The following is a 12427-nucleotide window of genomic DNA, read 5'->3' on the forward strand; positions in this document are numbered from 1 at the left end:
CGCCTCGCGTGTGTCGGGCCCTGGTCTCTCGCCCCTCGAGGCCGTGCGCTCGGCGGATCGTGGCGAGATCTCACCGCGTTTGCTGACGTCAGCCGCGAGAGCGAGGCGATGTCCCTGACGCCGGCCGAAGACGATGTCCCCGAGCAGGCGGCGGTCTGGCCGGTCTTCGGCGACCTCATGGCCTGTCTCTTCGGCCTCTTCGTGCTCTTTTTCGTCTGGGCGATCTCGTTTCAGGTCGATCTGGCCCGCGATCTCGCCGCCGAGCGCGCCACCCGCGCGACGGAGCGCGCGCGTCTGGAGGCGCTCGAGCGCGCCCTGGCCGGACCGCTGGCCGAGGGAAGGATCACCCTGACGGAGGGGCGCATCGGGATCCGCGGCAGCATCCTGTTCGAGCTCAACTCGGCCGAGCTGCAGCCTGCGGGCATCGGGCTGCTCCGCGCGCTGGCCGACCCGCTCAAGGCGTACCTCGAGCATCATGACGAGCTCATCATGGTGAGCGGTTTCACGGACGACCGCCCGCTCACGAGCTCGTCCCGCGGTTATGCCGACAACTGGGAGCTCTCGGCGCAGCGAGCGCTCACGGTGACGCGGGCGCTCGCCTCGGCGGGTGTCCCCGACACGTCGCTGTTCGCGGCGGGCTTCGGAGAGCGGCACCCGGTGGCGCCCAACGACACGAGCGAGAACCGGGCGAAGAACCGCCGGGTGGAGATCTCGCCGATCCCGCGTCGAGGCGCGCCCTGATGACATCCACGTCGGATTTTTCTCCGACAATGCCTTCCCAACCGGGGTTGGCCGCGCCCTCCCAACCCGGGTTGGCCGCGTCCCCCCAACCTGGGTCGTCCCCGTCCCCCCAACCTGGGTCGCCCCCGGCCGACGCGCGCCTCGCCGCCCTGCGGGCGGCCGGCGCCCACCGCTTCGACCCCGCGGGCTACCGCCTCGTCGAGGCGCTCCTCGAGCGCGCTCGCGCCCTCGACGGCGGCGCCCGCGCGCGCCTCGCCGCCCGCGCCTCCGCGCGGCTCGCGGCGCTCGACGCCGCCTTCCAGCGCGCCCGCGCCGACGCCGAGGCCCACCTCCGCGCCCTCGCCGACGCCGGCCTCCCTCACGACGGCGCCCTGGCCGCGGCGCTCGCGCTCGGCGATTTCCCCGCCGTCGTGAGGACAGCGCGCCGCCGCCTGCGCGCGCTCGCCGCCGAGCGCAAGACGACCGCCGTCCCCTCGCTCGCGCGCCTTCGCGGCGAGGTGGCCGCGCGCGACGTGCGCCTCCCCGGGCCGCTCGCGCGCGATCTCGCCGAGCTCCCGTGCGACGGCGACGTCGTCGAGCGCCGGGTGAAGCGGCAGGCCCAGGCCCTCAGCAGCGCGCTGTCCACCGCGCTGTTCCACGAGTCGCTGGTGAGCGCGCGCGCCACGCTCGCCGTCGCGCGCGCGGCCGACAACGTGCCGGAGGACGCCGGCCCCTACAACGCCCAGGTGCTCGCCTCCCGGGCGCTCTGCGCCGCCGAGCGGCTCTCGGAGCACTACCTGCGCGCGCTCGTGGCCGGCCTCCAGGACCTCGGCGCCCTGGCCGCCGCGCTCGAGCCGCAGCCCGAGAAGCCAGCGCGGAAAAAAGCCGCCCCTCGGAACACGAGCGACGCCGCCCCTCGCCGACGGCCGGCTCGGTCCGTCCGAAAAAAAGAATCCCTTTTTCGCGGATCGCGTTAGGTAAGTAGTCCCCATGCTTTGCTCGCCAGGCCGATCGCTCGCTTCCCTCGCGCTCTTCCTGCTCGCCAGCTCCTGCTCGTCCTCGCCCGACAAGGTGCAGAGCGGGCCGCTCACGCCGCCGCTCAAGCAGTGCGGCACCGAGGTGGTCAAGCGCGGCGACGGCTACAACGGCGCGGCGCGCGAGTGCATCTGGCAGGCGTACAGGAACCACGACCCGTCCGAGTTCACGACCACGCGGTACACCATCGAAGGCGATCCCGTCACCTACCGCCTCGAGGTCACGCTCACGGGCGTCGTGGTCGTCGTGAACAGCAAGGATCGCTACGCGCTCCGCGGCGTCTTCCGCCACGAGTGCCGCAACCTCGAGCGCATCATGCAGGAGGGCACCGACGACGGGCGGTTCGGCTTCGCGCTGAGCGCGTGCTCCGGCGGCGGCGCCGACCGGTTCGCGGTCCCGTGACGAGGCCGCCGCGCGCCGGCGTCCCCGGCTCGGCCCGGCGGCCCGGTCGGCTCGCTGTCCCGACGGGAGGCCACCCCGAAGCCTCGGCAAATCGAGACGTTGGAAACGGAACGGCGACGGGCGCGCAACGTGAGGCGCAATCGCGCACCGTGCCGAGCTCTGCGCGGACGGCCGTCGGCGGGCGCGCCCCGAGGCCTGATCTGGTGGACGCGACCGATCCTTGGCGCGTAGGCTCGCTGGGAGCAGTCGGAGCGGGCGGCAAGATGAGCAGACGAAGCACCCCGTGTCGCGCGATCGGTCCGAGGAAGGCGCCGGAAGGGTGTGGATGACGCGATGACGGAAGACGCGCGCCCGTCGTCCGGCAGTCCGGCAGAGCGTGCCTGCGAGCACGCTGGAGGGCAGCGCCGTGCAGCGTCACCTCGTTTTTGAAGCCGCCGGGATCAGCCATCCTGGCATGGTCCGAGACACGAACGAGGACAGCTTCGCGATCCTCGAGCACCGGGGGCTGTTCCTCCTGGCCGACGGCATGGGAGGGCGCGCCGCCGGGGAGGTCGCCTCGCGCCTGGCGATCGATACGGTGCGTGATTTCTTCGACGACCCGGACTCCACCTGGCCTGTCGCCGTCGGCGTGGGGCCGCCCACGACGCGGGGCTCGGAGGCGCGCTACGTCGATCAGGGGCTCCCCCTGCTCGTCGCGGGCATCCAGCTCGCGAACGGCCGCATCTTCTCCGCCGCGCGGCGCGACCGGGAGAAGCGCGGCATGGGCACCACGATCGCGGCCGTGCTGGCGCGCGACGGCTTCATCGCCGTCGCGCACGTGGGCGATAGCCGCGTATACCGCCTCCGCGATCATCGCCTCGAGCAGCTCACGCGCGATCACTCGCTCGTCAACGAGTGCATCCGGCTCGGCCACCTCCTCCCCGAGCAGGCCAGCTCGTTCCCGCTCCAGCACGTGATCACCCGCGCCCTCGGCACCGACGAGGCGGTCGACGTCGAGACGCGGATCGACGCCATCGAGGGAGGCGATGTCCTCCTGCTCTGCTCAGACGGCCTGTCCGGCGTGGTCTCCGCGCAAGATATCGCAAGTATCCTGGCGACCCAGGCCGATCTGGCCGAGATCGCGTCCCGGCTCGTCAAGCGTGCCAACGAGAACGGTGGCCCCGATAACGTCACCTGCGTTGTCGTGCGCTGGCGCGCTTCGCCCGGCGGCCCGACGAGGCGCTGATCCGCGCGCCCGCCCTGCCGCTCCGGCGGCGTGAGGGCGAGAGCATTGCGCTCAGCCCGCCAGTTTTTCCATGGAACATCGCGTGCCGGGAGGTGCCAGAGAGCGCGCCACCGTGTTAATGGCGGTGGCGAATCCAATGGGCGCGCGAACGAACGGATCCACACACCCGCAATCCATCGAATCCCCGTCCCGGAGCGCGGCGCTGAGCAAGCCGGGGAAGGGCGGCTCACCGGGCGCGCGGCGCGCCGGCCCGGCGGCGACGGAGCTCGATCCTGCGGAGCACCACCGGCCGGCGCTCAAGCTCCTCGACGCGGCGCGCGAGCCGGATTTCATCGAGGTGCTCGGATCGCGGGAGCACAACCTCCGCATCGATCGGCTGGAGGTGCCGAAGCGGAAGCTCGTGGTGTTCACGGGGGTGAGCGGCTCGGGCAAGTCGAGCCTGGCGTTCGACACGCTCTACGCGGAGGGGCAGCGGCGTTACGTCGAGACGCTGAGCTCTTACGCGCGTCAGTTCCTGGGTCAGCTCGAGCGCCCGCAGGTCGAGCACCTGCGCGGCCTGTCGCCGACCATTGCCATCGAGCAGAAGAGCGCGTCGAGCAACCCGCGCTCCACGGTCGGCACGATCACGGAGGTCTACGATTACCTGCGCGTGCTCTATGCGCGCGCCGGCGAGCAGCATTGCCACCTCTGCGGCAAGCCGGTGAAGGCGCAGAGCTCGGAGCAGATCGTCGACGAGCTGCTCGGGATGCCGGAGGGGACGAGGTTCGTGCTGTTCGCGCCGCTCGTGACGCACCGGAAGGGGGAGTTCAAGGACCTGTTCGAGGAGCTCCGGGGCCGCGGCTTCGTGCGGGTCGAGATCGACGGGGCGCAGCACCGGCTCGACGAGCTGCCGAAGCTCGACAAGAAGCTCAAGCACACCATCGCGCTCGTGGTGGACCGGCTGGTCGTGCGGGCGGACGAGCGCCAGCGCATCACGGAGGGGGTCGAGCTCGCGCTCCAGGAGGGGCGCGGCGAGCTCCGGGTCGAGCTCCAGGCCGACGAGGGGGCGTCCGGGAAGCGGCGTCGCCCCGACGCCCCGCTGCTGTTCAGCGCCGCGCGCTCCTGCTGCGGCCAGAGCTTCCCCGAGCTCTCGCCGCAGAGCTTCTCGTTCAACAGCCCGCTCGGCATGTGCGGCGCATGCAACGGCCTCGGCACCCGCCTCGAGATCGATCCGGCCCTCGTGATCCCGGATCCTGCGCTGTCGATCCGGGAGGGCGCCATCGCCCCCTGGGCGTCGGCCATGGCGCGCGGGGAGGGCTGGACGTTCCGCATCATCGACGCCGTGGCCAAGGCGTGCTCCGTCGACCTCGACGTGCCCTGGCGCAAGCTCGGGGCGAAGAAGCAGGAGATGGTGCTCCATGGCCTCTCCGGCAAGCGCATCGCGGTGACGTGGGGGAAGGAAGGGACCGAGACGCACGGCACCTGGGGCATGAAGTTCGAGGGCGTGATCCCCAGCCTGATGCGCCGGTTCCAGCAGTCGTCGTCCGAGTCGGCGCGGGACGCTTACCGCAAGTTCATGAGCGAGCGCCCGTGCGACGCCTGCGGGTCCCGGCGGATGCGCCCCGAGTCGCTCGCCGTGCGCGTCGCGGCCAAGGGGATCGCCGACGTCACCGCGATGACGGTGAGGGACGCCTACGAGCATTTCGCCCGGCTCGAACTGCCGGGCAACCGGCAGAAGATCACGGAGGGGGTGCGCCGCGAGATCACGAGCCGGCTCAGCTTTCTCCTGAACGTGGGGCTCGACTACCTGACGCTCGACCGGTCGGGGCCGACGCTGAGCGGCGGCGAGGCGCAGCGCATCCGGCTGGCGAGCCAGCTCGGCAGCGAGCTCTCCGGGGTGATGTACGTGCTCGACGAGCCGAGCATCGGCCTGCACCAGCGGGACAACCAGCGCCTCATCGAGACGCTGCGGCGCCTCAGGGATCTGGGCAACACGGTGCTCGTGGTGGAGCACGACGAGGAGACGATCCGGGCCGCCGACTACGTCGTGGATTTCGGCCCCGGGGCCGGGCACCTCGGCGGCCGGGTGATGGCCGCGGGGACGCCCGAGGAGATCGCGCGTGACCCCGAGAGCGTGACCGGCGCGTACCTGGCGGGGCGCGCGCGCATCGAGGTGCCCGAGGCGCGGCGCGCGCCGCGCGGGTGGCTGGAGATCCTGGGCGCGGCCGAGCACAACCTGAGGAGCATCGACGTCCGCTTCCCGCTCGGGGTGCTGCTCGCGGTGACCGGGGTGAGCGGCGCCGGCAAGAGCTCGCTGGTGAACGGCATCCTCTTGCCGGCGCTGGGCCGGGCGCTCCACCGCAGCACCGAGCCGGTCGGCGCGCACCGCGCGATCCAGGGGCTCGAGGCGCTCGACAAGGTCATCGCGATCGACCAGAAGCCGATCGGCCGCACGCCGCGCTCGAACCCGGGGACGTACACGAAGGCGTTCGACCAGATCCGCGAGATCTTCGCCGAGCTGCCGGAGTCGCGCGCGCGCGGCTACGGCCCGGGGCGGTTCAGCTTCAACGTGAAGGGCGGGCGCTGCGAGGCGTGCAGCGGCGACGGCATGGTGAAGGTGGAGATGCACTTCCTCGCCGACGTCTATGTCCCGTGCGAGGTGTGCGCCGGCAAGCGGTACAGCGCGCAGACGCTCGCGGTGCGGTTCAAGGGCAAGAGCATCGCGGACATCCTCGACACCAGCATCGAGGATTGCCTGCGTCTCTTCGAGCACCACGTCGCGCTGCGCCGCGTCCTCGAGACGCTGGTCGAGGTCGGACTCGGGTACATGAAGATCGGCCAGAGCGCGCCGACGATGAGCGGCGGCGAGGCGCAGCGCGTGAAGCTGAGCCGGGAGCTCGGAAAGAGCCAGACGGGGAGAACGCTCTACGTCCTCGACGAGCCCACGACGGGCCTGCATTTCGAGGACATCCGCAAGCTGCTCGGAGTGCTCCACCGGCTTGTCGACGCGGGGAACACGGTGGTGGTGATCGAGCACAGCCTCGATGTCATCAAGTGCGCGGACTGGGTGATCGATCTCGGGCCCGAGGGCGGCGCAGGCGGCGGACGGGTCATCGCCGAGGGGACGCCGGAGCACGTCGCGAAGGTGAAGGGGTCGTACACAGGGCAGTTCCTTAAGCCCCTTCTCCCCCCTAGGCGTTAATCAAGCCTGGCGCCGCGTTCTCCCACATCCGAACGTGGTCGTGAACGATCACGACCACGTTGACGACCACGTTCACGTTGGTGACCCATGGGGCGGGCTTCGTGCGCTGGGTGCAACGGAACGAGCTCGGTTGACGCCGATTCCCTCTTCTCCTGTGCGGGCGCTGGCCGCGCGGAGATGGATCATCTGGGGCAGAGTGGGAAAGAGAACGTCTGCGACGGCTCTTCCCGACGCGCCTGAGACAGACACGTTTGTGATTTGCGTCGCTCGCTGACCATCCATTTCAGAGAAGCGCGATATTCATTGGTATCGCCCATGACGTATGTATTCGATCGGCTTGCACCGCGCTGCAAAAGCGCGTAGCCGGGATCGATGGACACCAACGTGTCCAGGAGTGCGCGAGCACCCGACCAGCACCTTCAGCAAAAAAGCACCATGATATCTCGCGCCAGCGGGGCTGTCGTACAGGCCCCTGCGCTCGAGATCCGTTGACGGGAGGGCCCATGCAGATCTCGAAGCATGCTCTATTTCTCGGCGTAGGACTCTGGGTGGGCGCCGCCTCCGCGGCGGCGTGCTCCGCCAGCGGCTCGTCGGCGGGCGACCCTCGGCCTGGGACCACCTCCAGCGGCGCCGGCTCGGGCGGTGACGCCGTCGGGTCGATGAGCTCCGGCGGTTTCGGCGACGACATCGGCGCCGGCACCGGGGGCGGCGACGTCGGCCCCGAGCTGGTCGGTGACCCGAAGACGTGCGCGGAGGCCGCCGCGAGCAAGTCCTATATCGGCTGTGACTTCTGGCCCACGGTCACCGCGAACATCGTCTGGTCGATCTTCGACTACGCGGTCGTCGTCGCGAACGCCGGCGACGAGATCGCCGAGGTCGAGGTGACGCGCGCCGGCGCCCCGGTGGCGCGCGCCGAGGTCAAGCCCAACAGCCTGAGCAAGATCTACCTCCCCTGGGTGCGCGAGCTGAAGGGGCCCGACGCCACCCATTGCACCGGAGGAGACTCGATCACGAGCTCCGTCCGCGTCGACGGCGGCGCTTACCACCTCGTCTCGACAAGGCCGGTCACGGTCTATCAATTCAACGCGCTCGAGTACAAGGGAGAGGGCGGCCCGTCCGGGAAGGACTGGTCGTCCTGCCCTGGCAACGAGGCGTGCGCGGCCAACGACGGGGAGCCCTTCGGCTGCTTCTCCTTCACCAACGACGCGTCGCTGCTCCTGCCGAGCACCGCGATGACGGGCAACTACCGCGTCACGGGCCAGCGCGGCTGGGCGCAGGCGGACTTCGGCGGCTACATCGTCATCAGCGCGATCCAGGACGGCACCAGCGTCACCGTGAACGTCGCCCAGGGAGGCTCGGTGGTCGCGGGCGACGGCATCCCCCGGACGAGCGGCGGCGGCAGCTTCACCGTCCAGCTCGACGAGGGGGATGTCGTCGAGGTCCTCGGGCACCCGAGGAGCGACCTCAGCGGCAGCCTCGTCACCGCGACCCGCCCTGTCCAGGTGCTGACGGGCATCCCGTGCGTGCAGGCGCCGGTCGGCCACCAGGCCTGCGACCATATCGAAGAGTCCGTGTTCCCCGCCGAGACGCTGGGCAAGCGGTACTTCGTGACGGTCCCGACGTCGCCGGGCGGCCGCGTCATCGGCCACATCGTGCGCCTCTACGGCAACGTCGATGGCACGGCGCTGACGTACCCGTCCGGCAAGCCGGACGGCGCGCCGACCACCATCGACGCTGGCCAGGTCGTCGACCTCGACGTGGTGAGGCGGGATTTCGAGGTCGTGGGAGATCACGAGTTCGCGGTCAGCACGTTCATGCTGGGCGCCGAGATCGTCGACGCGGACACCGAGCCTCGCCAGAAGGGCGATCCGTCGCAGAGCCACCCCACCGCGGTCGAGCAGTACCGCTCCAAGTACGTCTTCCTCGCGCCGAGCGACTACGATGAGAGCTACGTCGACATCATCCAGCCGCTCGACGCCACGATCACGCTCGACGACGCCGCCGTTGGCGTCGCCCCGACCCCGATCGGCAGCGGCTCCGGCTTCGGTGTCGCGCGTGTCCGGCTCGGCCCCGGCAACGGCGGCGCGCACGTGCTGACCGCCTCGGCGCCCGTCGGCATCCAGGTGCTCGGCTACGGCGCCTACACGAGCTACCAGTACCCAGGCGGGCTCAATCTCGTCGTCATCGCGCCCCCGCCGCCCCCGCCCCGCTGACCCCGCGCGCGCCGCGCTGGTTGTCTTTCCCGGTCTCCTGAACTAGCACCCTCGCATGACGGACGAGCCGCGCTCCTCGGCACGTCGCGCCCGCCGCGCCGCGCTCTTCGTCGTCCTGGCCAGCCTCGCGTTCGCCGCGAGCGGCCCGCTCGCCCGCTACGCGCGCCCGGTCCACCCGCTCGCCATCGCCTTTGGCCGGGTCGCCCTCGCGGCGCTCGCGCTCTCCCTGCTCGACCTGCGCGCGATCGCCCGCTCGGCTGCCCGCCTCTCGCCGCGCCAGGGCGCCGCCGTCCTCTGCGCCGGCCTCCTGCTCGCCGTCCACTTCGCGCTCTTCCTCTGGGGGCTCGACCGCACGTCCCTCGCCGCGGCGCTCTCGCTCGTCTCGCTCGAGCCGCTCGCCGTCGTGCTCTGCGCGTGGGCGTTCTTCGGCGTCCGCCCCACGCGCTCCGAGCAGGCGGGGGTGCTCCTCGCCACCGTCGGCGCGCTCGTCGTCGGGCGCTCGGCCGGCGCCGGCGATCACCGGCTCTCGGGCGACCTCCTGGTCGTCGGCGCCACCCTCCTCTACGGCCTCTACGTGTCCTTCGCGCGCGGGCTCCGGGACGCGCTGCCGGCGCGCAGCTACGCCGCCCTCGTCTACAGCAGCGCCGCCGTCTTCCTCGCCGTGGCGCTCCCGTTCGCGCCCGGCGCGCTCGAGGGCGTCGCCCCGCCGCCGGCCCACGCCGCCGTCGCCATCGTCGCGCTCGCGCTCGTCCCCACCGTCGTCGGCCACACCGCGGTCCAGATCGCGGCGCGCAGCATGTCCCCGTCCATCGTCGCGCTCGTGTCCCCCGGCGAGACGCTCGGCGGGATCGTCATCGGCGCCCTGTGGCTCCACGCCACCCCGACCGCGCTCGAGATCGCGGGCGCCGCGATCATCCTCCTCGGCGCCACCGTCGCGATCCTCGGGTCGAGCTCGTCCGCGGCCACGAGCGCAGGCTGACGGGCCCCCTCCGGCGCGGCGTGCAGCCGTGACAGCGTATGTCCGTGCAGCGATCGCGCCGAGCGCTCACCAGCTCTGCTGGGACAGAGTTTGAACAGGGAGGCGAGGAGACAGGGCGTATTTGAAGATCTCCTCCCCGTCTCCTCGCCTCCCTGTGAATCTCCGACGAATCCAAGGGGATGCCTCAGGAGTTTGCCCGCGCGCGCCGCTCCGGTCGGACTCCGCGCCACGAACACAGGGATTTGGCGGGAGAGCCGCCCGCGCGCGCTTGACGGTCGATGATTCGAAAGAACGCTTCGCCCATGTACGGTGGGCTGTTTCGAAACATCCTGTTCCCGTTCTACGAGACCCGTTTGATGGGCAGGGAGACCCTGAAAGACCTGGAGCGGATAGAGCGCTCCCAGTGGCGATCGGAGAATGAGATTCGCGATCTCAGCTTCCGGCGGATGCTCGCCGCGCTCCAGTTCGCCGAGCAGCACGTCCCGTTCTACCGGGCGCGCTTCGCCGAGCACGGCGTGCGCGCCGCCTCGGTGAAGGCGCCGGAGGACCTCCTGCGGTTCCCCGTCCTCACGAGGGCCGACCTCCGCGCCCACGGGCAGGACCTCCTCGCCGAGGGCTTCGTCGGCCGGCTCTATGCGAGCGGCACGGGCGGGTCGACGGGGGAGCCGGTGCAGTTCCGCTTCGATCACCGCACCTACGAGCGCCGCATCGCGGCCGCCATGCGGTCCGACGGGTGGGCGGGCGCCCGGCTCGGCGACCGGGAGCTCCACCTGTGGAGCACCGTGCTGGTCAGCGAGACGCTCGCGAAGAAGGCCAAGCGCTCCCTTCACGAGGCCATCCTCCGCAAGAAGATGATCTCCGCCTTCGACCTGTCCGACCGGCGCCTCGCCGCGTTGCTCGACGAGATCGCGCGGTACCGGCCGCAGCTCATCGTCGGGTACGCGAGCGCGCTGTACCACGCGGCGCGCTACGCGCTCTCGGACGGCCGCGCGCTCCCCGCGCCGCGCGGCATCGTCACCAGCGCCGAGCGGCTGTTCGCGCACCAGCGCGAGGCCATCGAGCGCGCGTTCGGCGCGCCGGTGTTCGATCGGTACGGCTGCCGGGAGCTCATGCTGATCGCCGCCGAGTGCGGGCGGCACGCCGGCAAGCACATCAACATGGAGAACGTGTTCGTCGAGCTGCTCCACGACGGGCGCCACGCCCTCCCCGGCGAGCCCGGCGAGGTCGTCGTGACCGACCTCGTCTGCCGCTCGATGCCGCTCATCCGCTACAAGAACCAGGACGTCGCGATCGCCGCCGGCGCGCCGTGCGCGTGCGGCCGCGGGCTGCCGATGCTCGCCTCCGTCGAGGGCCGCGTCCTCGACCTGCTCGTCGGCCCCGACGGCGAGCTGCTCGCCGGGGAGTTCTTCCCGCACCTCATCAAGGACCAGCCGACGATCGCCCGCTACCAGGTCCACCAGGACCGGCGGCGCGCGCTCACGGTCAAGCTCGTGCCGGGCAAGGGCTTCCAGCCCGAGACCGCGCGGCTCATCGAGCGCCTCGTCCGGCAGCACCTGGGCGAGCGCGCGGAGGTCTGCGTCCAGATCGTCGACGACATCCCCCTCACGAGCGGCGGCAAGCACCGGGTCACCCTCTCCGAGGTCCCCGTCCAGCTGGGCCGGGGACGCGCAGCGTGAGCGTCGCCGGGGCTGCCGGGAGGCTCGCGCGGCGCCGGCGCCGGCCGCGCCGCGCGCTGCGCTCACGGTCACAGCGCGTTTTCTACAGATCTGCTGGAGCGCCTGGTGCCTGGGGCGCGGCGGCCTGCTCACCCGGCACGCTGCTCGGCGCGTGGCCTCCCCGAAGCGCTGGCGGAGCCGCGCGGTCCGGGGTATTGGGCAGAGCAGTACGATGTCCGACGTGCAGAGACCGCTCCCGCCGAAAAAGGACGTCGCGCTGGCCCTCCTCGAGCGAGAGCCGAGCGTGTTCATCCACCTCGATCCGCGCCGGCCCGGTGTCTCCGTCCCCAAGTGGTTCACGGGGCAGCCGCAGCTGATCCTCCAGGTCGGCATGAACATGGCGATCGCCATCCCCGACCTCAAGGTGGACGACGACGGGATCAGCTGCACCCTGTCGTTCAACCGCGCGCCGTTCTGGTGCCGCTTGCCTTGGCACGCGATCTGGGCGCTCGTGAGCGAGGACCAGCGCGGCATGGTGTGGCCCGAGGACATCCCGGCCGATCTCGCCGCGCAGAAGCAGCAGCGCCCCGCCGTCGCCCCGCCGCAGAAGCCCGCCAAGCGGCCGCGCCCCCGGCTCGCCGCCGTCGCGCCCCCCAGCGGCGACGACGAGCGGAGCGACGAGGCGGCGGACGAGGCGCGGGCGCGCGACAGGGCGCGCCCGCAGCTCGAGCCCGTGGAGGCCGGCGAGCGCCTCGGCGCGGGCGAGGCCCCGGCGCGGGACGCCGGCGCGCCCGTGAGGGCGCTCGCGCCGGTGCCAGCGCCGGCCCTCGCGCCGGTGCGATCCACCGAGGGGCGCGAAGACGACGAATCGGGTGGCTCCGGTGAGCCCGAGCCCAAGCCTCGCCAAGGGGCGGGCAAGCCGAAGCGGGAACTGCCCCCCTATTTGCGGGTCATCAAGTAACGCCACTGACGCTACTGCTTGACGGTGCCGCGCGGCCATTCCAACTCTGGCCGGCC

General features: G+C 71.6%; 9 protein-coding genes. All 9 read left to right on the forward strand.

Annotated elements, in window-relative coordinates; translation table 11 throughout:
• Window positions 1-108: 108 nt before the first annotated feature.
• The 9 genes from WME95_RS46970 to WME95_RS47010 all read left to right on the forward strand — a co-directional run bounded on the left by WME95_RS46970 (window position 109) and on the right by WME95_RS47010 (window position 12371).
• Window positions 109-741 carry an OmpA family protein gene (locus WME95_RS46970; protein ID WP_437905702.1) on the forward strand — a complete coding sequence of 211 codons (633 nt, stop codon included), beginning with the start codon at window positions 109-111 and terminating at the stop codon, window positions 739-741.
• A gap of 71 nt (window positions 742-812) precedes the next feature.
• Entirely contained in the window at window positions 813-1697 is an 885-nt protein-coding gene (locus WME95_RS46975) for a DUF2894 domain-containing protein (RefSeq protein WP_437905703.1), read from the forward strand.
• Window positions 1698-1710: 13 nt separating this feature from the next.
• Window positions 1711-2157, forward strand: a complete 447-nt coding sequence (locus WME95_RS46980; RefSeq protein ID WP_437547474.1) for a hypothetical protein — start codon at window positions 1711-1713, stop codon at window positions 2155-2157.
• A gap of 454 nt (window positions 2158-2611) precedes the next feature.
• On the forward strand, window positions 2612-3382 hold the full coding sequence (locus WME95_RS46985; RefSeq protein WP_437905704.1) for a PP2C family protein-serine/threonine phosphatase: 771 nt from the start codon (window positions 2612-2614) through the stop codon (window positions 3380-3382).
• A gap of 136 nt (window positions 3383-3518) precedes the next feature.
• Window positions 3519-6563: an excinuclease ABC subunit UvrA gene (gene uvrA / locus WME95_RS46990; RefSeq protein WP_437905705.1), complete on the forward strand. Its 3045-nt coding sequence runs from the start codon at window positions 3519-3521 to the stop codon at window positions 6561-6563.
• A gap of 503 nt (window positions 6564-7066) precedes the next feature.
• A complete protein-coding gene (locus WME95_RS46995) occupies window positions 7067-8776 on the forward strand; it encodes an IgGFc-binding protein (protein WP_437905706.1) in 1710 nt (569 codons plus the stop codon).
• Between the two features lie 55 nt (window positions 8777-8831).
• On the forward strand, window positions 8832-9755 hold the full coding sequence (locus WME95_RS47000) for a DMT family transporter (RefSeq protein WP_437905707.1): 924 nt from the start codon (window positions 8832-8834) through the stop codon (window positions 9753-9755).
• 302 nt (window positions 9756-10057) lie between these two features.
• Complete coding sequence (locus WME95_RS47005; protein WP_437905708.1) at window positions 10058-11431, forward strand: phenylacetate--CoA ligase family protein; 1374 nt, start codon at window positions 10058-10060, stop codon at window positions 11429-11431.
• 211 nt (window positions 11432-11642) lie between these two features.
• On the forward strand, window positions 11643-12371 hold the full coding sequence (locus tag WME95_RS47010; RefSeq protein ID WP_437905709.1) for a ClpXP protease specificity-enhancing factor SspB: 729 nt from the start codon (window positions 11643-11645) through the stop codon (window positions 12369-12371).
• Window positions 12372-12427: the final 56 nt, after the last annotated feature.

This window comes from Sorangium sp. So ce327, from assembly GCF_051530205.1.
In the GTDB taxonomy this organism is placed as follows: Bacteria; Myxococcota_A; Polyangia; order Polyangiales; family Polyangiaceae; genus Sorangium; species Sorangium cellulosum_B.

Bases quoted from the DNA above. Each gene is read 5' to 3' on its own strand.
- WME95_RS47010 (WP_437905709.1), top strand. From the start codon at position 11,643: ATGTCCGACGTGCAGAGACCGCTCCCGCCGAAAAAGGACGTCGCGCTG.
- WME95_RS46985 (WP_437905704.1), top strand. From the start codon at position 2,612: ATGGTCCGAGACACGAACGAGGACAGCTTCGCGATCCTCGAGCACCGG.
- WME95_RS46995 (WP_437905706.1), top strand. From the start codon at position 7,067: ATGCAGATCTCGAAGCATGCTCTATTTCTCGGCGTAGGACTCTGGGTG.
- uvrA (WP_437905705.1), top strand. From the start codon at position 3,519: ATGGGCGCGCGAACGAACGGATCCACACACCCGCAATCCATCGAATCC.
- WME95_RS46970 (WP_437905702.1), top strand. From the start codon at position 109: ATGTCCCTGACGCCGGCCGAAGACGATGTCCCCGAGCAGGCGGCGGTC.
- WME95_RS47005 (WP_437905708.1), top strand. From the start codon at position 10,058: ATGTACGGTGGGCTGTTTCGAAACATCCTGTTCCCGTTCTACGAGACC.
- WME95_RS46980 (WP_437547474.1), top strand. From the start codon at position 1,711: ATGCTTTGCTCGCCAGGCCGATCGCTCGCTTCCCTCGCGCTCTTCCTG.
- WME95_RS47000 (WP_437905707.1), top strand. From the start codon at position 8,832: ATGACGGACGAGCCGCGCTCCTCGGCACGTCGCGCCCGCCGCGCCGCG.